This is a genomic window from Clostridium sartagoforme AAU1 (assembly GCF_000401215.1).
In the GTDB taxonomy this organism is placed as follows: domain Bacteria; phylum Bacillota; class Clostridia; order Clostridiales; family Clostridiaceae; genus Clostridium; species Clostridium sartagoforme.
Window position 1 is genome coordinate 1 of record NZ_ASRV01000158.1, and the last position, 22,720, is coordinate 22,720.

Annotated in this window: 19 protein-coding genes, 6 tRNA genes, 1 pseudogene and 1 riboswitch; of the genes and pseudogenes, 3 read left to right on the plus strand and 23 right to left on the minus strand. The window is 29.2% G+C overall.

From position 1 onward, the window contains the following. Positions 1 to 7 precede the first annotated feature (7 nt). Entirely contained in the window at positions 8 to 148 is a 141-nt protein-coding gene (locus A500_RS20460) for a hypothetical protein (RefSeq protein ID WP_157453665.1), read from the minus strand. A gap of 213 nt (positions 149 to 361) precedes the next feature. Between A500_RS20460 and A500_RS12925 the strand changes: the two genes are divergently transcribed. Beyond that, positions 362 to 1,717, plus strand: a complete 1,356-nt coding sequence (locus tag A500_RS12925; RefSeq protein ID WP_016208027.1) for a M28 family metallopeptidase — start codon at positions 362 to 364, stop codon at positions 1,715 to 1,717. An 80-nt stretch (positions 1,718 to 1,797) separates the two neighbouring features. On the opposite strand, the pseudogene prfB reads toward A500_RS12925, so the two are convergent. The 6 genes and pseudogenes from prfB to recD2 all read right to left on the minus strand — a co-directional run bounded on the left by prfB (position 1,798) and on the right by recD2 (position 10,780). Beyond that, positions 1,798 to 2,898, minus strand: a pseudogene (gene prfB, locus A500_RS12930) (peptide chain release factor 2). A gap of 281 nt (positions 2,899 to 3,179) precedes the next feature. Continuing rightward, on the minus strand, positions 3,180 to 5,693 hold the full coding sequence (gene secA, locus A500_RS12935) for a preprotein translocase subunit SecA (protein WP_016208029.1): 2,514 nt from the start codon (positions 5,691 to 5,693) through the stop codon (positions 3,180 to 3,182). Between the two features lie 235 nt (positions 5,694 to 5,928). Then, complete coding sequence (gene hpf / locus A500_RS12940; protein WP_016208030.1) at positions 5,929 to 6,465, minus strand: ribosome hibernation-promoting factor, HPF/YfiA family; 537 nt, start codon at positions 6,463 to 6,465, stop codon at positions 5,929 to 5,931. A 432-nt stretch (positions 6,466 to 6,897) separates the two neighbouring features. Further along, complete coding sequence (locus A500_RS12945; protein ID WP_016208031.1) at positions 6,898 to 7,542, minus strand: ComF family protein; 645 nt, start codon at positions 7,540 to 7,542, stop codon at positions 6,898 to 6,900. After that, positions 7,515 to 8,537, minus strand: a complete 1,023-nt coding sequence (locus A500_RS12950; RefSeq protein ID WP_016208032.1) for a hypothetical protein — start codon at positions 8,535 to 8,537, stop codon at positions 7,515 to 7,517. The genes A500_RS12945 and A500_RS12950 overlap by 28 nt, the downstream gene beginning before the upstream one ends. 14 nt (positions 8,538 to 8,551) lie before the next feature. Further along, positions 8,552 to 10,780, minus strand: coding sequence for an SF1B family DNA helicase RecD2 (recD2, locus tag A500_RS12955; RefSeq protein ID WP_016208033.1), 2,229 nt, complete (start codon positions 10,778 to 10,780; stop codon positions 8,552 to 8,554). Positions 10,781 to 10,983: 203 nt separating this feature from the next. Between recD2 and nagA the strand changes: the two genes are divergently transcribed. Further along, the gene (nagA, locus tag A500_RS12960) at positions 10,984 to 12,120 is read left to right on the plus strand and encodes an N-acetylglucosamine-6-phosphate deacetylase (RefSeq protein WP_016208034.1); all 1,137 of its coding nucleotides are present in this window, start codon (positions 10,984 to 10,986) and stop codon (positions 12,118 to 12,120) included. Positions 12,121 to 12,296: 176 nt separating this feature from the next. Here the strand turns inward: nagA and metK are convergent, their stop codons facing one another. From metK to A500_RS13005, 9 genes are all read right to left on the minus strand, one after another. After that, positions 12,297 to 13,472 (minus strand): methionine adenosyltransferase, encoded by a 1,176-nt coding sequence (gene metK, locus A500_RS12965; protein WP_016208035.1) that lies wholly within the window; start codon positions 13,470 to 13,472, stop codon positions 12,297 to 12,299. A gap of 99 nt (positions 13,473 to 13,571) precedes the next feature. Next, a riboswitch (SAM riboswitch) is annotated at positions 13,572 to 13,679 on the minus strand. Positions 13,680 to 13,806: 127 nt separating this feature from the next. Next, a complete protein-coding gene (locus tag A500_RS12970; protein WP_016208036.1) occupies positions 13,807 to 14,343 on the minus strand; it encodes a hypothetical protein in 537 nt (178 codons plus the stop codon). A gap of 154 nt (positions 14,344 to 14,497) precedes the next feature. Beyond that, a tRNA-Tyr gene (locus A500_RS12975) sits at positions 14,498 to 14,582 on the minus strand. Positions 14,583 to 14,586: 4 nt separating this feature from the next. Next, positions 14,587 to 14,661, minus strand: a tRNA-Thr gene (locus A500_RS12980). Positions 14,662 to 14,766: 105 nt separating this feature from the next. Next, positions 14,767 to 14,842 (minus strand) — tRNA-Val (locus A500_RS12985). A gap of 29 nt (positions 14,843 to 14,871) precedes the next feature. Next, a tRNA-Tyr gene (locus A500_RS12990) sits at positions 14,872 to 14,956 on the minus strand. Positions 14,957 to 14,962: 6 nt separating this feature from the next. Continuing rightward, a tRNA-Thr gene (locus A500_RS12995) sits at positions 14,963 to 15,037 on the minus strand. A gap of 27 nt (positions 15,038 to 15,064) precedes the next feature. Then, a tRNA-Tyr gene (locus A500_RS13000) sits at positions 15,065 to 15,149 on the minus strand. 272 nt (positions 15,150 to 15,421) lie between these two features. Further along, the gene (locus A500_RS13005; protein WP_016208037.1) at positions 15,422 to 15,943 is read right to left on the minus strand and encodes a hypothetical protein; all 522 of its coding nucleotides are present in this window, start codon (positions 15,941 to 15,943) and stop codon (positions 15,422 to 15,424) included. A gap of 111 nt (positions 15,944 to 16,054) precedes the next feature. On the opposite strand from A500_RS13005, the gene yyaC reads away from it, so the two are divergent. Next, entirely contained in the window at positions 16,055 to 16,576 is a 522-nt protein-coding gene (gene yyaC / locus A500_RS13010) for a spore protease YyaC (protein ID WP_016208038.1), read from the plus strand. A gap of 55 nt (positions 16,577 to 16,631) precedes the next feature. On the opposite strand, the gene mreB is transcribed toward yyaC, so the two are convergent. The 7 genes from mreB to A500_RS13040 form a co-directional block, all read right to left on the minus strand. Next, positions 16,632 to 17,666, minus strand: a complete 1,035-nt coding sequence (gene mreB, locus A500_RS13015; RefSeq protein ID WP_016208039.1) for a rod shape-determining protein MreB — start codon at positions 17,664 to 17,666, stop codon at positions 16,632 to 16,634. Next, on the minus strand, positions 17,636 to 17,776 hold the full coding sequence (locus A500_RS20795) for a hypothetical protein (RefSeq protein ID WP_156174277.1): 141 nt from the start codon (positions 17,774 to 17,776) through the stop codon (positions 17,636 to 17,638). The genes mreB and A500_RS20795 overlap by 31 nt, the downstream gene beginning before the upstream one ends. A 29-nt stretch (positions 17,777 to 17,805) precedes the next feature. Beyond that, positions 17,806 to 18,057, minus strand: coding sequence for a sporulation transcriptional regulator SpoIIID (spoIIID, locus tag A500_RS13020; protein ID WP_016208040.1), 252 nt, complete (start codon positions 18,055 to 18,057; stop codon positions 17,806 to 17,808). Between the two features lie 98 nt (positions 18,058 to 18,155). Then, entirely contained in the window at positions 18,156 to 18,884 is a 729-nt protein-coding gene (locus A500_RS13025) for a M23 family metallopeptidase (RefSeq protein ID WP_016208041.1), read from the minus strand. 223 nt (positions 18,885 to 19,107) lie between these two features. Further along, positions 19,108 to 20,151, minus strand: coding sequence for a stage II sporulation protein D (gene spoIID / locus A500_RS13030; RefSeq protein WP_016208042.1), 1,044 nt, complete (start codon positions 20,149 to 20,151; stop codon positions 19,108 to 19,110). Positions 20,152 to 20,496: 345 nt separating this feature from the next. After that, positions 20,497 to 21,756: a UDP-N-acetylglucosamine 1-carboxyvinyltransferase gene (gene murA, locus A500_RS13035; RefSeq protein ID WP_016208043.1), complete on the minus strand. Its 1,260-nt coding sequence runs from the start codon at positions 21,754 to 21,756 to the stop codon at positions 20,497 to 20,499. 21 nt (positions 21,757 to 21,777) lie between these two features. Continuing rightward, positions 21,778 to 22,425, minus strand: a complete 648-nt coding sequence (locus A500_RS13040) for a hypothetical protein (protein ID WP_016208044.1) — start codon at positions 22,423 to 22,425, stop codon at positions 21,778 to 21,780. Between the last annotated feature and the right edge of the window lie 295 nt (positions 22,426 to 22,720).

A 22,720-nucleotide genomic window follows, 5' to 3' on the forward strand; every position in this document is an offset into this window, starting at 1 on the left:
CATAATATTAAATGAATACTATATTATTAGAGTTCTCTAATACACTAAAATATGTTTTATATTTCTTAACATTAATATTAATACTAATTTCTTCTACTAAAGAAATTATAGTTAATAAATCTGGATTATCCAAATTTATAAATTGCATAATACTCTTTTCTTCAATAGTTGGTGGAGTTTTTTCAATAGTTGCAAATCAAATAAACATATTTATTTATATTTGTATTCTATTTTCTCTGATTTACGGATTCATAGAATTGGTTTATAAAAAAGCTTAATTTTCTATGTTTAATTAATATTTCTTCATAATATCATATCTTAAGTAATAGTATTAAATATAATTATTATTTGAGGTATATTTATGAAAAAAAAATTATTTTACTATTTATCATTAATTACTAGTTTAGTATTATTATCTGTTTCTATATTTTTTAATTTTACATACTCACCTTTTAATGCTGATAATGTAAAGGCAAATATTGCTGCATTTTCTTCTGAAACTTATGGCGGCAGACTATCTGGTAGCAACGGTAATTTACTAGTTGGAGAAATTATAAGAAAAAACTTTGAAGATAACAAATTGGTTCCACTTAATGAAAGCTTTAAAGAAAGCTTCAAAACATTATGTCCTATAACTAATAATAGTTCCCCTTATCTTAAAATCTTCTCCGGTGAAGATGTTGTAGAAACTTTGAAATATGGAGTTGATTATAAAGAAGATATGATTAATTTCAGAATCAATAATTTAAGTTTTTCTAAGGAGGATAAAGTAAATATTTATACAAATTCTATTGAAGTAATAACTAGCGAAGGAAATTGTTTATTTTATGTATCTCCTAATAATGATTTTTCTTTTAGAAGTTCTTTTATCAGTGATTTTGCTTATGACATGATGGTTTTGATAAATACTAATACTTATAATAAAATTCTAGATTCTGTACGCTCTGGACTAACTGTTTCTGTAAATTTACCATTTACTACTTGTGAAAAAGAACTTGTTAACATAGTCGGCGTTTTAAAAGGTTCTTCTAGTGAACTGCCTCCTCTTGTATTAACTGCTCATTATGATCATTTAGGTGTAGATGGTTTAAAAAACACTTATTATGGAGCTTTGGATAATGCCTCTGGAACTGCATTTTTATTAGAACTACAAAAAACTTTATCAAGTTATGGTAAGCCTAAAAGAGATATAATTTTTGTAGCATTGAATGCTGAAGAGTTTGGATTACTTGGCTCAAAAAGCTTTGCCGAAAATAATCTTGATAAGCTAAAAGAGGCAGAAGTCATTAATTTTGATATGATTGGCAGCAAAGGATATCCTCTTACTTTAATGCTTGGATCATCATATAAAGATAAGGATTCTGAGCTTCTTAAATCTGTTGAAAAAATAGCAAAGAAAAACAATGTGGATACTAAAGTTGTTTATGAAGATTCAAGTGATCATGCAAGTTTCAATAACTTAGGAATAGATTCATTAAGCTTTTGTCATAGTGATATGAGTAAAATTCATACTCCTAATGATAAAGTAGAATTCATAAGCACTGATGCTATAGATAGTGCTTACAGTGTAATTGAAGATAAGATAAATAAATCTGCTTATGGAACCTTAACTGTATTTTTCCATGGTAAATCTTCTTTATTTACTTTTGCCATACTGTTCGGATTTTTATTATCTTCTCCTTTTATAACTTATATAAAAAGAAAGAAAGTATCTTAATTAAGATTAGCTTATAAATTTTATAAAACCATGTAAAAATAACAAATCTATTTTTACATGGTTTTTAATTGCTATTAGAGCTATAGGTTATTACTCTTTAAATATGCTGTTATGAAATTATCTATTTCTCCATTCATAACTGCATTTAAATTTGATGTCTCTTCACTTGTTCTATGGTCCTTTACTAAATTATATGGATGGAATACATAAGATCTTATTTGGCTACCCCATCCCATATCCTTTAATTCTCCAGTTAAATCTTCTATTTTCTCTTTATGAGCTCTTTCCTTTAATTCTATAAGTTTAGATTTAAGCATAGACATAGCTGTATCTTTATTGGCAAATTGACTTCTTTCATTTTGACATTGAACAACTATTCCTGTTGGTAAATGAGTTATTCTTATTGCAGATTCTGTTTTATTAACGTGCTGTCCCCCAGCTCCACTTGATCTGTATGTATCAATTTTTAAGTCATCACTTTTTATTTCAATATCTTGATCTTTTGTAAGCTCTGGAAGAACTTCAACTGATGCAAAAGATGTTTGTCTTTTACCATTTGCATTGAATGGAGATATTCTTACTAACCTATGAACTCCCTTTTCAGCCTTTAAGTATCCATATGCAAATTCACCTTTTATCTTTAATGTTACACTTTTTATCCCAGCTTCATCTCCTTCTAAATAATCAATAGTTTCTACCTTAAAGCCTTTTTTTTCACACCATCTAGTGTACATTCTTAGTAACATTTCAGTCCAATCATTTGCATCACTTCCACCGACACCTGCGTGTAATGTTAATATTGAATCATTTCTATCATATTCACCTGATAAGAGAAGTTCTATTCTATATTCTTCAACATCTTTTTCTATAAGTCTAATTTCTCTTATAACTTCATTTATAGACTCTTGGTCTTCTTCTATTAATTCTGATAAAACTTCAACATCCTCAACCCTTGATGATAAGGATTCAAATCTATCTATCTTATCCTTAATTCTCTTGCTTTCTTTAGTAACCTCTTCTGCCCTTTTTATATCTTCCCAAAATCCACTTTCTTGCATTTGAAGTTCTAATTCCTGTAATTGTTTTTGTAGTGCTTCCTTGTCAAAGAGAAGCCCCCATTTCCTTTATAGTTTTTTTATATCATTAAGCTTTCCTAATTCAGCTTCTAACTTAATTATCATAATATCACCCTATTCTTTTTTATTTTTAAAAACTAACTATAGATATAACTCAAAAACTCTATAATACTTTGGATGATCATATAAAGAATTCACAATTCACAGTTCACAATTCACAATTTAAGGAATAATTCTGCTTAGCTGAATTATGAAAAATATATTTCTAAACTCCTTTGGAGTTTATACCTTAATTGTGAATTGCTCATTGTGCATTGTGAATTAGTTTATATCTAAATATTTAGTATTTTATAATATCATGGCATAGAAAACAATTTATATATATTTTATGCTTCTCTTCCACAACAGTTTTTATACTTTTTCCCACTTCCACAAGGACATAAATCATTTCTACCTACTTTTGCTTCATTTCTAACAGGCTTCTTCTTTACGTCTGAATCATCTCCACCATGGCTTGCTGTTGTTTCTTCTGCTACTCTTTCTCTTTCAACAGGTTTTTGAATTTGAATATGGAATAGGAACTTTACTGTATCTATTTTTATTCCATTTATCATTTCTTCAAACATAGCACTACCTTCCATTTGGTATGCTTGTATTGGGTCTAATTGCTTATATGCTCTAAGTCCAATACCTTGTTTTAAATGATCCATATTGTCTATATGATCCATCCATTTTTGGTCTACCACTCTAAGAAGTATTACTCTTTCAACTTCTCTAAATTGTTCTTCACCAAATTCTTGTTCCTTTTCATTATAAACCTTCATCAACACATCTAATAGCTTATTAATCATCTCATCATTAGATAATTCTGCTAAATCTTCAACTTTCACTATTCCATGTGGTAAACATATATCTTCTAGATATTTTATTAATTTATTTATTTCTTCTTCAATATTTTCATTTACACCATCTAAATGAGCTTTGACAGCATCAGATACTAATTCATTAACCATTTGATTAATTTGTTCTCTTAGATTTTTTCCTTCTAGAACTTCAGATCTTTGTTTGTAAATTACTTCTCTTTGCATGTTCATAACATCATCATAACCGATAAGATTCTTTCTTATGTCAAAGTTATTACCTTCAACCTTCTTTTGAGCATTTTCTATAGCCTTACTTACCATTTTATGATCAATAGCTTCATCTTCTTCTAAACCTAATCTGTCCATTAATCCTTGGATTTTTTCTGATCCGAATATTCTCATTAAATCATCTTCTAAAGATATATAGAATGCTGATTCCCCTGAATCTCCTTGACGACCAGATCTACCTCTTAATTGGTTATCTATTCTTCTTGATTCATGTCTTTCTGTGCCTATTATCTTTAATCCGCCAACTTCTTTAACGCCTTCCCCAAGCTTAATATCAGTACCTCTACCAGCCATATTAGTTGCAATAGTTACACTGCCTAATTCACCTGCATGAGAAATTATTTCCGCTTCTTGCTCATGGTACTTAGCATTAAGTACTTGATGCTTAACTCCTCTTTTCTTAAGTAAAGAAGATAAGTACTCTGACTTTTCTATACTAACTGTACCAACTAAAACTGGTTGACCCTTTTTATTAGATTCTATTATGTCTTCTATAATAGCGTTATACTTTCCTTTAGTATTTTTATATATTAAATCACTCTTATCTAATCTGGCTACTGGTTTATTAGTTGGAACAACTATAACATCTAATGCATAGATTTCTCTAAATTCATTTTCCTCTGTTAATGCTGTACCTGTCATACCAGATAACTTTTTATACATTCTAAAGTAATTTTGGAATGTTATTGTTGCAAGAGTTTTAGATTCTCTTTCAATCTTAACTCCTTCCTTTGCTTCAATAGCTTGGTGAAGACCATCTGAATATCTTCTACCTTCCATAAGTCTACCTGTAAATTCATCAACTATTATTACTTGACCGTCCTTTACCATGTAGTCCTTATCTATTTTCATTCCGTAGTTTGCCTTTAATGCTTGAGTTATATAGTGTTGTAATTCTAAGTGTTCTGCATCTGCATAGTTATCTATTCCAAAAGCTCTTTCTGCTTTTTCAACCCCAGCCTCTGTTAGCATTACTGAATTAGCCTTTTCATCAATTGTATAGTCTTTTTCTGCTAATAATTGCTTTACGAAATTATCTGCAACATTATAAAACTTAGTTGACTTTTCTCCAGCTCCTGAAATTATAAGTGGTGTTCTCGCTTCATCAATAAGTATTGAGTCAACTTCGTCTACAACTGCAAAGTTTAATCTTCTTTGAACCCTTTCTTCCTTATAAATCACCATATTATCTCTTAAGTAATCAAAACCAAATTCATTATTAGTTCCATATGTTATATCTGCTGAATATGCTTCTCTTCTTTGCTCTGATGTTAAACCATGAACTATACATCCTGTAGTTAAACCTAAGAAATTATATAGTTTTCCCATCCATTCTACGTCTCTTGTTGCTAAGTAATCATTAACTGTTACTAAGTGAACACCTTCGCCTGTCAATGCATTTAAATATAGTGGAAGTGTTGCAACTAGAGTCTTACCTTCCCCTGTTTTCATTTCTGCAATTCTTCCTTGATGAAGAACCATTCCTCCTATAAGCTGAACTCTATAATGTTTCATTCCTAAAGTTCTCCATGCAGCTTCTCTACATACCGCAAAAGCTTCTGGTAATAAATCATCTAGTGATTCTCCCTTTTGTAATCTTTCTTTAAATTCATCAGTTTTAACTCTTAGTCCTTCATCTGATAATTTTTGCATTTCTTCATCTAATGCTTCTATTTTATCTGCAATTTTTTGTAGTTTTTTTACTTCTCTCTCACTATATGACCCGAATACTTTTTCCAAAAATCCCATACTAATTTTCCTTCCAATCACTTTATTTTATTTTCTCTTATTAGTTTAATCATATTATTTTATTTGTATAAGTTTTACTAAGGATTATTTATTAGTTATTAATTAAAATTCCTTTAAAATTATACCATTTTACTAATAATCAATTCAAGAAATAACTTAATATTAATAATATTATAACTAAAAAGGAAGTGCATTGCACTTCCTTTTATTAATTTAATTCAATATTAACATAAATTTAAATATAATCTGGTTCTAATAAACCATAATCTCCATCTTTTCTCTTATATACAACGCATATTTTATTTTCATCTGAATCTTGATAAACAAAGAAATTATGTCCTACTAATTCCATTTGAAGTATTGCCTCATCTGCTGACATTGGCTTCACTCTAAACTTTTTAACTTTAACAACTTCCCCATCATTTTCTTTTACTTCGTCACTTAAAGCAACTTCATCTAATTGTGGGAATCTTAATGACTCATTGTTTCTTCTTGATAACTTTGTTCTTTGCTTCCTAATTTGTCTTTCTAATTTAGCTACAACTAAATCTATTGACTTATACATATCCTCTGTTGCTTCTTCAGCTCTTAATATTATTCCATTAAACGGTATAGTTATTTCTACTTTTTGCTTATTTCTTTGTACTGATAAAGTAGCCTTTGCTTCTACCTCCGGATCAAAGTATCTTTTTACCTTTGAAAGCTTTTTTTCTATCATCTCTTTTAATGCTGGTGTTACTGTTGTATTTTTTGCTATTGTTGAAACTCTCATATAAGTTCATCCCCTTTCTATAAGCTATATGTAGCTTAATAGATTAAATTTTTGTTATATATATATTATACTATTCTCAAACTTCTTTAATCAAGGGGAATAAGATTAATTGACAGAAAATTCACTTTATTTTACTCATTATAACTTCTGTTTACTCTATCTTTTATATATTTAAAAAATAAAAAATAGCCATCAGTAAAAACTAATAGCTATTTTTTGTAAAGTCAGCTGACCTGGATTTTGACCCCACACTCGCCTACTGGAGCTTTTGCTACTCGGAATTAACCTCTCACTACTAACCCTCTCAATTTCCTTGGTAGGACTTACTTCTATACCGCACCATGCTCATTAGGAACTTTTCCAAACTTACGTGGATCGTTTTGCCTGCGACTGGCATCGACTTTCATCCACAGACCTAGCTTTACATTATTATTATATATAACTTTTCGCAACTGTCAACATTTTTATTGAACAAGCTCCATTATTTATAAGTAATTTTTCGCACTCCAATAAAGTTGCACCAGTAGTTACAACATCATCTATTAATATTATGTTTTTATTCCTTATGTTTCTATTACTTATAACTCCAAATGCTCCCTGTACATTTTTTAATCTATCTTCTTTTGATAAAGTTTTTTGCTCTTTTATATTTTTTACTTTAGTAATATCTTTATACACTGGTATATTTAATTTATCACTTATTTTATTTGCCATAAATTCACATTGATTAAATCCTCTTTCTTTTAAGGATTTTTTACTACTTGGAATAAAAAATATAGCATCTGCTTTAATGTTATTTTCCTCTATTAATTCAAATAAATAGTCTGATAATATATCTCCACAAATAAAATCTTTTTTATATTTAAATTCTAATATTAATTTTTTCATTACACCACTATAATAACCATATGATATTATGTTATGATTTTCCTTTACCCTTATTATTTTCTTATTACATATTGGACATAGTCCTATAAACTCACTTCCACATGATATACACTTGTTTATTGGTGGATATATTATATCTAGAAATTCATTAAGGAATTCTTTTAATAATTTAATAAACCCTTTTCCCATATTTCTTTATTATAACCTCTTGTCATATCCTTAGCTAAATCCATATCTTTTGATATTTCTTTAGCAACTAAAATTACTTCTCCCATTTTATCACCTTTAGTATTTTTCCCTACATCTGAGCAAAAATATATTATCCTTTTATAACTATAAAAAATATCATCTGAAAATAATGCTACTATATCTATATCATTTGTCTCTTTAGCATAACTTCTTATATTGTTTGTAATTACAAATACACTTTTATTTTTTAATTTATATATTAATTCTATTTCTTTTAAATTATCTCCCTTTAGAAATTTAATTATTCTTACATCCTTAATCTTTAACTCTTCTTTATAGTAATTATATAATTTATTTATTTTTTCTTCCGTTGGAACAAATATTATAACCTTTCTATTATTACTCTTAAACCACATTAAATAATCATATAATGTATATGGTATATCTTCATCTAATTTTACTCTTGTTGTGATTATTCTTGGCTCTACAAACGGCTTAGACCTTTTTAAATCTGAAAGAAATATACTTTTCCCCATATTAACTACTTTTTCTATAGAAAATATTATCATTCTATTACCATATAAATATAAATCTTCTACACATTTTCTTAAATCTTCTTTTGAAATTTTTGAATAGGTACTTATGTCATCAAATATACACAAGTCGTAATTTTTTTTTATTTTACTCGTACTTGTAAAGTTTAAAAATGTTAAATCCTCTTTTCCTTCTTTTTCTTCTATATATGAATAAGTAAAATTAAGATTTCTTTCTTTTAATATTTCTACTATATCTTTATTAGGTTCATCCCCCCCCCAAATATATAATATCTTCTTATTCTCTTTTAATACGCGCTCTATTAAGTCTATAAATATTAATGTACTATTATATGGATTAGTTATTATAGTTAGTATTTTCGATTGTTTGTTATACCATTTATTTATCCTAGAAGTAAAGTTATTAAACTCCCTAATTTTTGTTAACCCTTTATCTAACATATAACTCTCCTTATTTATTCAATAAAAACATCTTTACTTGTTATATCTATAATTCTATCTTTAAGTGATGAATATCTTTCCATAACTTTTGTATTTGAAACCATATATTTTAATGCTTTTGGCATACCAACAACTACAACTAATTCTTTTGCCCTAGTTATAGCAGTATATAGTAAATTTTTATTCATTAAAAATGGTGACCCCATAAAAGCAGGAGTAATAATTACTTTAAATTCACTTCCTTGGCTTTTGTGTATAGTTATCGCATAAGCTAATTCTAATTCATCTAAATATATATAGTCATAAACTACCTTTCTTTCATCATCAAATACTATGGTTATAGTTTTTTCTTCTTCATTTATGCTTTGTATAAATCCCATATCTCCATTGAATACACCTACACCTTCATTATCTCCATTTCCATTGACTCTAACCCACTTTAAAGAATAATTATTTTTAGTTTGCATAACTTTATCGCCTTCTCTAAAAATTACTTCCTTTAATTCTTTTTCTTTTTTTGTAGGTGATTTAGGGTTTAAAACTTCTTGTAATTTATTATTTAAATTTTGTACTCCTAATATTCCCTTTCTAGTTGGAGTCAAAATTTGTATATCTCTATACTTATCCCATCCCTTATTAAATTTAGGTAATCTTCTATTTATTAAGTCAATTATAGTAAATAATATTTCTTCTAAATCCTCTTTATTCTCAAAGAAAAAATCACCATCTCTTCTATTTATATATGGCATTTCCCCATTATTTATTTTATGAGCATTAGTTACAATTAAACTTGCTTCTCCTTGTCTAAATATATCTTTAAGCCTTACAACCTTTATAAAATTACTTTCTATCAAATCTTTTAGGACATTTCCTGCTCCTACTGAAGGTAATTGATCTACATCACCTACTATTATTAACCTGGTTCCAAGTTTTATAGCTTTAAGTAGGCTATGCATAAGCATTATATCTATCATTGATGCTTCATCTATTATAACTACGTCAGCTTCTAATGGTTCCCCTTCACCTTTCGCAAAGTACGAATTTTCATCTTCACTTACACCCATTTCAAGTAATCTATGTATTGTTTTAGCTTCTCTTCCAGTAGATTCCGTCATTCTTTTAGCTGCTCTTCCAGTTGGTGCACCTAATAGAACCTTCATTCCATTATTCTCATATATTTCTATTATTGCTTTTATTATTGTGGTCTTTCCTGTTCCAGGTCCCCCTGTGATTATTTCTATTCCATTTTCAAAGGCTCCCACTATTGCTTCCCTTTGAGAAGATGCAAATTTTATATTGTTTTTTCTTTCAAATGATTTTATTTCAAATTCTACATCTGCATTTATATTTCTGAAATTCTCTATACTTAGTGTTATTATTTTATTGGTAACCCCCAGCTCACAGTAATAATATGGCAAAGAGAATACTGATTCTATGTCATTTATCTTTTCTATTTTTATTTTAGTCTCTAAAACTAAGTTATATAAATTTTCTTCAACCAATTCACTAGATACGTTTAATAACTTACCTACTTCTTCTATTAAATTTTCTTTAGGCATATAAGTATTTCCGGATGCAGAGAATTGATTTAATATATACCGTATTCCACTTTGTATTCTAAAAGGTGATATTAATTCTACTCCAAGGCTTTTTGCTATTCTATCTGCTGTCATAAAGCCTATTCCTGATATTTCATCAGAAAGTATATATGGATTTTCTAAAATTATCGCCTTTGAATCAACCCCAAATTTCTTATATATTTTTATACATTGATTAGTTGTCATTCCATGTCCTTGAAAGTATATTACTATATCTTTCAAATCTTTTTGCTCCATATAAGATTCATAAATTATCTTGAACTTTTTTTCCCCGATTCCTTCAATTTCTTGTAGTCTTTCAATATGGTTCTCTAATATATCTAAAGTTTCCTCTTTAAATCTATCAACAATTTTCTTTGCTGTTATAGGACCTATACCATGGATTATTCCTGTACTTAAATATCTCTTAATTCCATCTATTGAATCAGGTAGTATTTCCTCATATTCATCTATATTAAATTGGCGCCCAAATTGTTTATGAAGAACCCATTGTCCTTTTAATTTAACACTTTGCCCTTCTTTCAAAAAAGGAACGATACCAACTGCATTAATACAGTCCTTATCAACTCTTATTTTTGATACAACATATCCTGTATCATCACTTTTGAATACAATAGATTCTACTATTCCATTTAGAAATTCCATGTTATCTCTCCAAATCTTTTTTGATAATATTTTAATGCTTATGATTTCATTATATAATTATATCATATATAAATTGTAATGAAGACTATACAACTATACATTTATTTAATTGAAATCATATTTTTGTGTTATAATTAATTATATACTACAGTACATAAATTCAAGCAAATAATTTTTTAATATTATACTTTGGAGGTGTTAATATGATAATTAAAAATTGTAATATAATATTTATTGATAAAATAGAAAAAGGGTCTGTTTTAATTGAGGACGGGAAAATTAAAGAAATAAATCCGAAATTTTCAGATGATAGTGAAGTAATAGATGCAGATGGGTTATATTTATCTCCAGGATTTATAGATGTTCATATTCATGGTGCTGGAGGTCATGATACAATGGACGGCACTTTTGAGGCTATTAATGAAATTTCTAAAACTATAGTTAAACATGGAACTACTTCCTTTACACCTACTACTATGACTGTATCCGTAGATGATATAAGAAAATCAATGTCTGTTATAAAAGAAGCTAAAGAAAATGGTACTGATGGAGCTATCGTTTTAGGTGCACATCTTGAAGGTCCATTTATTAGTCCAAAAGCTATAGGTGCTCAAAACCCTAACTTCTTAATTCCACCAACAATAGAAAACTTTAATTCTATGGTAGGAGATGCTGAAGATGCCGTCGTATCTATAACAATCGCTCCTGAAGTTCCTGGTGCTAAAGAATTAATAAAAGAATTATCAAGAAAGGGAATAGTTTGTTCTATAGGACATACAAAAGCGACTTATAATGAAGCTATGGAAGGAATTAAATGTGGTTGCTGTCATTCAACTCATTTATTTAATGCAATGACACCATTTGCTCATAGAGAACCTGGAGTTGTAGGTGCTATATTTGATAGTGAGATAACTACTGAAACAATTTCTGATGGTATTCATATATCTTATCCATCTCTTAGAATTGCTTATAATCAAAAAACTACAGATAAGGTTTTACTGGTTACTGATGCAATGATGGCATGTGCTATGCCTGATGGTATGTATGCGTTAGGTGGTCAAGATGTTATTGTTAAAGATGGTGCTGCAAGACTTCTAAGCGGAAGTTTAGCTGGTTCAATATTAACTTTAGATAAAGCTGTTAAAAATGTATATCAGAATGTTGGCCTTTCTTTGAACGAAGCTGTAAAAATGGCAACTTTCAATGCTGCTAGACATTGTAAGGTTGAAGATAAAAAGGGTCTTGTTAAAGAAGGATATGATGCTGATCTAGTATTATTTGATGAAGACATAAATATAAAAAAAGTAATTGTTGGTGGAAGAACAGTTCATTCAGCTTAATATAGTTCATCGTGTACAGTACACAATTCACTGCTGAATATAACTTTTCATCCCATCTGAAAAGCAAAGAGCCTAATTAGTGTATTTCTAATTAGGCTCTAATTTTATTTTTAGATTTTTAGCTAAGCTGAAAATCATCCAAAACTGTGCACTGTGAACTTTAACCTATTCACTGACTAAAGTAGTTTCTTTATTTCTTCTACCTTATTTAATTGTTCCCATGGTAAATTTAAATCATTTCTACCAAAGTGTCCATAAGCAGCTGTTTGTTTATATATTGGTCTTCTTAATTCTAAATCTCTTATTATAGCTCCTGGTCTTAAATCAAATACCTTTTCAGCTATTGAAATGATTTCTTCTTCTGATTTCTTTCCTGTTCCAAATGTATCTATTTCTATTGATACTGGTTTAGCTACACCAATAGCATAAGCTAGTTGAATTTCTAGTTTATCAGCAACTCCAGCTGCAACTAAGTTTTTAGCAACCCATCTTGCTGCATATGCTGCTGATCTATCAACCTTAGTTGGATCTTTTCCAGAGAATGCTCCACCACCGTGTCTTCCATATCCACCATATGTATCAACGATTATTTTTCTTCCTGTTAAACCACTATCTCCTTGTGGGCCTCCAACAACAAATCTTCCAGTTGGATTTATATAATATTTAGTATTATCATCTAACAATTCTGATGGAACTACAGCTTTAATCACATGTTCCATTAAATCTTTTCTTATTTGTTCTTGAGATACATCTTCACCATGTTGTGTTGATATTACTATTGCATCTATTCTTACAACTTTATTATCATCATATTCAACTGTAACTTGAGTTTTTCCATCTGGTCTTAAGTATGGTAAAGTACCATTTTTTCTAACTTCTGATAATCTTCTTGATAACCTATGAGCCATAGCTATTGGTAATGGCATATATTCTTCAGTTTCATTTGTTGCAAAACCAAACATCATACCTTGGTCCCCAGCACCAACTGCTTCAACTTCGTCCTTTTGGCCTGACTTTGACTCTAAAGCTTCATCAACACCCATAGCTATATCACCTGATTGCTCATCTATTGATGTTAAAACTGAGCATGTATCACAGTCAAAACCATACTTAGCTCTATCATATCCTATTTCCCTTACAGTTTCTCTTACTAATTTAGGGATATCAACATAACAATTGGTTGATATTTCTCCCATAACTAGTACCATTCCTGTTGTAACTGCAGTTTCGCAAGCAACTCTTGCTGTTGGATCTTTAGCTAAAATACTATCTAATACTGCATCTGATATTTGGTCGCATATTTTATCTGGATGTCCTTCTGTAACTGATTCTGATGTAAATAATCTTTTCATTTTATTTCTCCTTTCATTTTATTTGATATTAATTCTAAACTAAAATTATTTATAAAAAAAAATCTCTTCGATAAGAAGAGATAATAAAAATCATAATCTTTCTTATCTTGCAAATTACTTTGCAGGAATTGGCACCACACTCAAACTTAATGAAGTAGGTTGCCGGGTTTCATCGGGCCCTTTTCCCTCCGCCTCTCTGGATAAGAACTAATATCAAATTTTACTTTTCAGATTATAGCATCTTTAATACTAATAGTCAACTATAAAACCTAAAAATTATTCATGTTTATTATATTATTTTGTCGAATATTATTTTACTATATAAATTACTATTTTAGAAATTTATACTTTTAAGAATATTTTCGAAAACCGGCTCTGCTTCGTCATATTTAGATTGCGTAGACCATGCAGTAAATTGATAAAAAACATCTTCATGTTCAATACATGTAATTAAAAACTTAGCTTTAATTTTATTTACTGAGCCTGACAGCTCAAATTGCCTTGCAGAAATATTATTACCGATTATTGACTCATTAATCATTGAAACATCTGCACCTTCAACAGTTGTTTTCATGTTTTCCATTATGATTACAGCATAGTCATCAACAGTAAATTCTTCTTCAAAATCCTCTGAATCTTCTTCAATGACAATCATATACTGCTCCTTTGCCTCAAGGCTCATTTGAATAGTTGCCACATCATTTAGAGTTGCTTCCTTCCAAGATTCTGGGAAGCTCATAGAAATATTAGAAATATCAGACTTTATCGTCTGAACACTTTCAATGTCATTGCTCTTAACTTGTTCTAAACCTTCCTTAACACCTTCTGCAAATGTGCTGCACCCAGTAAACAAGAAAAATGTCAAAGCCAATGTTGATATGGATATTGATAACCTTTTTATAAAAACCTCCTTAATTTTATATAAATTAACTTAAATTTTATTAAGTGGTAGTCCCACTATTTAACAAATAAAAAAATATCGGTCAAACACTTTTCATTAATTGGTGTTTGACCGATAATAACTTTGGTGGGGGAGGACGGATTCGAACCATCGAAACGAAACGTAACAGATTTACAGTCTGCCCCCTTTGGCCACTCGGGAACTCCCCCATATTGGAGCTGGCAATAGGAATCGAACCTACAACCTGCTGATTACAAGTCAGCTGCTCTACCGTTGAGCCATGCCAGCATATTTAATTAATAAAACATCTACTTCTTTTCTTTCAGTAGATAGAATTTCACACTAAATTCAGTTATTACTACTCTCTACTTCATTAAGTGTTCAATACCAAAATGGTGGAAACAACAGGGATCGAACCTGTGACCCTCTGCTTGTAAGGCAGATGCTCTCCCAGCTGAGCTATGCTTCCACGTTAAATTTCAAAAAATATTTATAAAATGGTGGGGGAGGACGGATTCGAACCATCGAAACGAAACGTAACAGATTTACAGTCTGCCCCCTTTGGCCACTCGGGAACTCCCCCATTTTATGGAGCTGGCAATAGGAATCGAACCTACAACCTGCTGATTACAAGTCAGCTGCTCTACCGTTGAGCCATGCCAGCACATTATATACTAAATAAATTTTAAAATGGTGGGGGAGGACGGATTCGAACCATCGAAACGAAACGTAACAGATTTACAGTCTGCCCCCTTTGGCCACTCGGGAACTCCCCCATTAAAATTTATTCATTTATCAGTTAAGTAAACCTTGCCGCCTTAACTGACAATGATTAGTATATATTTATTATATCTTAATTTCAAGTGTAATTTCTACGCATTTAGATAATTTATATCTATTATAATCTATTTTTCTTCTATTTTCTTTAATTTAATACTAATATCTTTTTTCTTATCATTTCTTTATAATATTAAATTTCAATTTTCTCCTTTCATTTATGCATAACCTTATGTCTATATCAATTTTCACATTACATTTATGAATACCTTTATATTTCTACTTCTAACTCTTCTAAATTAATATATTCATTCATTATATTTTTAAAGACTTCATACTCTGAATTTGATGTCCTCTTCTTTACTAATAAAATTCCATTTTTTAAATTTATTTTATCTTCACTATTAGAAAAGTATTCATTTATTTGTATTATGTCTACTACAGATAAATTTTTAAGTATTTTATTTATTTCTTCTCTTTTAGTTTTTTCTAATCCATTAAATAAATTATTATTAATAGTTCCATTTTTTATTAAAGTTACTTTATTTTCATCACTAACTTTATTATTTTCATTATCATTATTTATTTCTTTATCTTCTAGAGCTTTTTCATCACTCAAATTCTTTTCATTCGCATTTGACTTTTCCATATCTATTTTATTTTCTGTATTCATATCTATAGAATTTCTACTTATAGCTTCTTCACTTTTTAGAGGTTCCCATATTAATAGAAAATACACCGGTATACTAGCACCTATTAAAATAGTAGTAATGTAAATAAGAATTTTTTTCAAATTTATTCATCTCCTTTTATTTAATTAATTTCCTTTTTATGTTTTTTTATACATTTAATTATAATTATCTTCTTATAGACATATATTTGTATAATCGGGGGTGAATTTTTAGTGAAGCATAAAGTATTATATAACAAATTTAATTCTCATATTGAAATAGCAAACCATATTAAAGGCTATATTAGGAACAATACTATAATAGTTTGTATAGGTACTGATAAATGTATTGGTGATTGTTTAGGTCCTATGGTAGGAACATTTTTAAAAGAAAGACGATTCCCTCTTCCTGTCTATGGAACCATAGAATCTCCAATTCACGCTTTAAATATAAATAGACGATTAGGAGAAATTAATAAAATGCATCCTAATTCATTAATTATAGGAATTGATGCTTGTTTAGGCGAGGTTAATTCTATTGGTGAAATACATACCAGAGATTATCCAATCCATCCCGGAAAAGGTGTAGGTAAAAGCTTACCAGATGTTGGTACAGCTTCAATAATTGGAATTATAGATTCAAGTGAAAACGCTGAATTTTTTACTTCTAGAAGTATTCGTCTTCATTTAGTTATGGAAATGGCAAGAATCATATCATCTGCAATCATTTACGCATATAATATTTCTTATAAATAAAAGGGAGTACAAGTACTCCCTTTTATTTATAAGAAATATTATCTATACTATGTATTTACTCAACTAGAGTTATTTCGCCATCTAATGAACCATATTCTATCTTATCTAAATATCCTAAAACCTTACCTGTACCTTCTGCAACTGCTTCTACAGAATTATTAGCTACCTCAACACTAACACCAGTTTCATGCTCTATTAACTTATCTAATCCATCTAATAAAGCTCCTCCACCAGTCATTAAAATACCTCTCTCTATTATATCAGCCGCAAGTTCAGGTGGTGTTTTTTCCAATACAAATTTAACACTATCAACAATTAAAGATACTGACTCCTTTAAAGCATAAACTATTTCTTCTGTTGAAATAGAAATTTCATCTGGCAATCCTGTAATTAAATTTCTTCCTTTCATATTAGAAGTTAAGTTCCTTGAACCCTTAAATGCTGATCCTATAGTTACTTTTAATTCTTCTGCTGTTTTCTCACCTATCATTATCTTGTACTTATTTCTTACGTACTTTATTATAGCATCGTCAAAAGAATCCCCAGCTACCTTTATAGATGACCTTACTACAACCCCTCCTAAAGATATTACAGCTATATCAGTAGTTCCACCACCAATATCTACTACCATAGATCCAGTAGGTCTAGTTATATCTAAACCTGCACCTATTGCTGCTGCTAAAGGTTCTTCTATCAAATGTACTTTTTTTGCTCCAGAATTTCTTGCAGCATCAATAACTGCTCTTTTTTCCACTTCTGTGGCTTGTGACGGAACGCATACCATTACTTTAGGAGCTGTAATCTTACTCTTCCCATATGCTTTTTTAATAAACTCTTTTAACATTTTTTCTGTTATATCATAATCTGATATAACTCCATCTCTTAATGGTCTGACTGCAACTATGTTACCTGGAGTTCTTCCAATCATTCTTCTTGCTTCTTCTCCAACCGCAAGTATTTTATTGTTATTTTTGTTTATTGCTACAACTGATGGCTCTTTTAATATTATACCTTTACCTTTAGCATAAACTAAAACAGTTGCTGTTCCTAAGTCTATTCCTAAATCGCTCCTATTTCTCCAAAACCACATTCCTTACTCACTCCTACTCTATCACAATATATATTATTACAAATCGCTCTTATTTTACATTTTTCGATTGCTCTATTTCTTATTATATATGGAATATGGTAATCCTTCAATATATTTGTATCAATTTTGTAATCAATTACTACTCTGCTGTTTTATATTTCATCTTAGTGGCTTTTCCGCCTCTGATATGTCTTTCTGCCTTATTCAGCTCTAATATTGAATGAGTTTGTTCTGCAATTACTGGATTTATCTTAGGTAATCTTTCAGTCATATCTTTATGAATAGTGCTTTTACTTACGCCAAATACCTTAGCAGTTTTTCTGATTGTATCTTTTGAATCTATAATATATTTTGCTACTTCTAAAACTCTTTCTTCTATATAATCTTTCAAAACATTACCTCCTTTTTTTGATAACTTATTATAGGTGACCATTAGCCTTAATATATTCATCAGCCATTTATTTTTAATGACTGATGAATTATTATTTATTACTCTTCATTAAATGTAAAATATGTTGTTGGATCTATATCTTTTCCTTCTGAATTTTGAACTTGTAAATTTAAATGCTCTCCAAATTCACTATTTTTAAATATTACAGAGCTATCTCCAACAGTTCCTATTACAGTTTCTTCTGTTACTTTATCTCCAACATTTACTTTTATATCTTTAGCAAGATTACAATATTTTGTGTACAGCCCATTTGCATGAGCAATAACTACGTAATTGCCTTCTTCAGTTTTACTTGAAACTTCTTTCACTTCACCTACTGCTGCAGCCTTAACTTCTGTTCCAACACTAGCTTTTATATCTATTCCTCTAATGTTTCTGCTAACTCCTTCACTTATAACTTGTGGTTTTGGATAGGAGTAGCTTCTTGAAAGCAACCCATCTATAGGATTTGAAAATTTAACTTCTACATTAGTTCCAGTAGAAACATTAACATCTTCTTCTGTGGATGCAATTTCTTCTTGTGCTAATTCGTTGTTCTGATCATTTTCTACCCTATCAGCATTTTGTTTTTGTACTTCTGAAGTTGCTTTATCTTCAACATTTAAAGTAAATTCGTTTTCTGATTTGTTGCTTTGTTGTAATGCTCTGTTTTTTCTTGTAGTAACAACAGCAACAGTAGCAATTATACATAAGCAAAGGAATAGTACTAAATAAAAGCCCTCCTTTCTGAAAAAGTCTTTTGCCTTATCTTTCTTATTTTGGTCCATATCAACACCTCCTTTTTGTATTCTTGCCCGTTATAATAAATTAATACAATGAACTTTGGATTTATTTACATCAAATTTCTACATTTACCACCATTTTTTTATTTTTTCTGTCCAATAATATTATTCTTACACACAAAAAAGAAGCAATATAATGCTTTTAAAGCCTTATATCTACTTCTTTCAATAAAATGTAAACTTTATAATAATTTAATACTATATATCTCTAATCAAATTTTACTTCCTTTAACTTAGTTCCTGTATAATAATGTTTTAATATTTCATCATATTTTTTGCCGTCTTTAGCCATAACATTAGCTCCCCATTGACTCATTCCGACGCCATGACCATATCCCTTACAGTTAAATACTATCTCATTTTCATTTATACTAAATTTAAAATTAGTAGAATTTAATCCAAGTGTTAATCTAAAATCTAATCCCTTAACTTTAGTTTCTCCAAGTTTGATTTCTTTTACTCCCCCAGCTTCACTTTTACTTAAGATTTCTATATTTTCTTTTATAGTTTTTTCATTTAAATTTGCATTTGGATATTTTTCATTTACCTTACTTACGAATTCACCTATGTTAAATTTAAACTCACTTTCATATTTGGGTGCTATTTCTTCTCCCTTACTTTCTGTAGATACTAAATAAGGAACATCGCTTGAAAATACATCCACAGCATTTTCCGTCATTCCTGAACTTGTAGAGAAAAATTGTGGATATTGTACTAATTCATTATCATATGTTAAAACCATACCTTTTGTTGCATCAACAGCTTCTGATATTTTAGCCCAATATTCATTTCCTTGATCACCCCATTTTTCTAATAGACTTTCTTTAGTTATAAAAACTTGACAGTGAGTAGTATCACATACATCTCCGCCCTTAGCTTCATTGCAAGGTCTAGTTTTTTTTGCTGCTACATATGTTCTTGCTGCTACAGCTTGAGATTTTAGCGCCTCAATTTCAAAACTAACTAGCATTTCTCCTGAAACAACACTTTTCACATATTCTTCTAAAGGAATTTCTATAATCTTATCTGTATTTGTAATGTGAACTTTTATAGTTTCATTACCACTTAATCTAACATAACTTACCTCTTCCTTATTATTCTCCTCAGATATGTTTAGCCCATTTTCTTCATGAGCACTTACCGGAGATGATTTAATTACTAACATAGGAATTACTATCATTGATATTAAAATTAATAAGCTGAAGACTATAAGTGATAATAATCCTTCAAGTGATTTCAAAGTATTTTTCAATCGTATTCCCCCTTTTAAATTAAGTTCAATTTAATATATGTTTAAATTTATCAAGTATACTTTATTTTTTATTTTTTATGTTAAGTTACTTGGTTCAATTAAAAGTTCACAAGACACAGTTCACAGTTTCTGATTATAATTTGTATACGGTAACAATGAACAGGGCTTACCTTAAGTAGATGAAAATATCTATAAAAAAATACCCTAATAATTTTCCTACATAATTTTTTCACTCCTTCATTTTTTAACTTTTATTTTGCTTCGCAAAATAAAATTAAAGAACTTAGAATTTATTCTAAGTTCTTTAATTAGGCGAATATAGCTATATCTATTTAAATATACTTATTATTTATCAACCCTATATATATTAGCTCCCAAACCTCTAAATTTCTCTTCTATATCTACATATCCTCTATCTATGTGATATAAATCACTTATTTCTGTTTTTCCTTGAGCTACTAATCCTGCTAATATCATTGCTGCACCAGCCCTTAAATCTGTGGCTTTAACTTCACATCCTGTTAATGATTCTACACCTTCTATTATAGCTGTTCTTCCATCAATTTTAATATTTGCACCCATTCTCACTAATTCTGCAACATGCATAAATCTATTTTCAAAAACAGTTTCTGTTATTATACTTGATCCTTTTGTTACGGCTAATAATGTCATCATTTGAGCTTGCATATCTGTTGGAAAACCAGGATAAGGTAATGTTTTTATATCAACTGAATTTTTTGTACCAGTTCCATCAACAAGCATAACATTTTCTTTTATATTTTCAAATTTTACTCCGCACTCTTTTAATTTTTCTATAGTTGGTCTTAATTGTTCTTCATTAGCTCCATTTATTGTTATTTTACTATTTGTAATTGCTGCTGCAACCATGAAGGTTCCTGCTTCAACTCTATCGTATATCGGTGTGTAGCTTATTCCTTTTAAGGAATCTACTCCTTCTATTGTTATTTTACCTACTCCTGCTCCAGTAACCTTAGCTCCCATAGAATTTAAAAAATTAGCCAAATCCCATATTTCAGGTTCTTCAGCAGCATTTTCAATAATAGTTGTTCCTTCAGCTAAAACAGATGCCATTAATAAATTTTCTGTTGCTCCCACTGATGGAAAATCTAAATAAATTCTATTTCCCTTCAACTTTTTAGCTTTAGCTTCTACAAAACCATGTCCTATTTCAATTTCTGCCCCTAAAAGTTTAAAGCCTTTTAAATGCAAATCAATTGGTCTACTTCCTATATTACATCCTCCTGGCATAGATATTTTACATTTGCCAAACCTTGATAACATAGGTCCCATAATAAGAAAGGATGCCCTCATTTTTCTTATTAATTCGCTATTCATATTACTTTCTTTTATATTCGATGTATTTATTTTAAGATTTCCATTTGAATCATTTTTAATTTCACAGTCCATGCCTGTTAATAAGTCGCTTAAAACTACTACATCCTCTAATATAGGTGCATTATTAATAATAATATCATTTGGACTTAAAATACTTGCAACTATTATTGGTAAAACAGAATTTTTAGCTAAACTAATATTCACTTCACCATTTAGTTTATTACCGCCTTCAACTATAATTTTTTCCATATTATCCTCCATAATGAATTGTTAGTATGTTATGAATATCACTGGTGTTCCAATAACTAAATATTCTCCTGTATCGTATTTAACAAATCCTATATTAACCTTATTACCATCATATAAATTTGCTTTTCCTACTGATCCATTATGAATATCCATTATTTCTAAAGTATCCTTATCTATATTGTTCTTTAGTATTTCTAAAAGATTCTGCTTTCGCTCTTCTATTATTTTTACCTTTATAAAATTAAAATATTTTATATTTTTCGCTGCAATATTTTGCATTTGATTTAATTCCTTCTTTAAATGAAAAGTATTAGCATTTTTATCATTATTTATATAGATTATTTGAACTTTTGTGTTTTCATTATCACTCCATACTAATGCTTTTATTTGTTTGGTTGAATCATCATAAATGATACTATTTCCATCAGTTTGTACATTTTTGTGAAAATTTAAATTGAAGTATTTTTCAATTCTAGAAATCTCTTTACTAATTGGTTGACTTACACTATATTCTACCTTAATTCCATTTTGAATAAATTCACTGCTTTCTTTAATTTGATTTTCTATAAAATCAAAATTATCTGAGGGTAACTCAGATTTAGTTGGAACTGCACCAATAACTATTAAAGATAAGACTATAGTAGATATCACCTTCATCATTTTCTTCATAATATCCCCCTACCTTTCAATTAAATTATTGTCCAGTTTATTTTTTTTTATTCAAAATTAATAGCTATAATATAATATATAAATTAAGTTGAAATTTGTGATTAATTGTCAGTATTTAGTCAATTGACAATTAACAATTAACAACTAACAATTTAATGATATTTTGCTAGGTAGAACTTAAACTATATGTGTAAACTACCTTTTATCCAAAAATCCTGCGAGAATTTCCTCTCTAACTTTTCCATATATCCTATTTCACTTTCACTTTACTCATTAACTGTTACTTGTTACCTAA

Bases quoted from the DNA above. Each gene is read 5' to 3' on its own strand.
- A500_RS20460 (WP_157453665.1), bottom strand. From the start codon at position 148: ATGCAATTTATAAATTTGGATAATCCAGATTTATTAACTATAATTTCT.
- A500_RS12925 (WP_016208027.1), top strand. From the start codon at position 362: ATGAAAAAAAAATTATTTTACTATTTATCATTAATTACTAGTTTAGTA.
- secA (WP_016208029.1), bottom strand. From the start codon at position 5,693: ATGGGATTTTTGGAAAAAGTATTCGGGTCATATAGTGAGAGAGAAGTA.
- hpf (WP_016208030.1), bottom strand. From the start codon at position 6,465: ATGAGAGTTTCAACAATAGCAAAAAATACAACAGTAACACCAGCATTA.
- A500_RS12945 (WP_016208031.1), bottom strand. From the start codon at position 7,542: ATGGGAAAAGGGTTTATTAAATTATTAAAAGAATTCCTTAATGAATTT.
- A500_RS12950 (WP_016208032.1), bottom strand. From the start codon at position 8,537: ATGTTAGATAAAGGGTTAACAAAAATTAGGGAGTTTAATAACTTTACT.
- recD2 (WP_016208033.1), bottom strand. From the start codon at position 10,780: ATGGAATTTCTAAATGGAATAGTAGAATCTATTGTATTCAAAAGTGAT.
- nagA (WP_016208034.1), top strand. From the start codon at position 10,984: ATGATAATTAAAAATTGTAATATAATATTTATTGATAAAATAGAAAAA.
- metK (WP_016208035.1), bottom strand. From the start codon at position 13,472: ATGAAAAGATTATTTACATCAGAATCAGTTACAGAAGGACATCCAGAT.
- mreB (WP_016208039.1), bottom strand. From the start codon at position 17,666: ATGTGGTTTTGGAGAAATAGGAGCGATTTAGGAATAGACTTAGGAACA.
- A500_RS13025 (WP_016208041.1), bottom strand. From the start codon at position 18,884: ATGGACCAAAATAAGAAAGATAAGGCAAAAGACTTTTTCAGAAAGGAG.
- murA (WP_016208043.1), bottom strand. From the start codon at position 21,756: ATGGAAAAAATTATAGTTGAAGGCGGTAATAAACTAAATGGTGAAGTG.
- A500_RS13040 (WP_016208044.1), bottom strand. From the start codon at position 22,425: ATGAAGAAAATGATGAAGGTGATATCTACTATAGTCTTATCTTTAATA.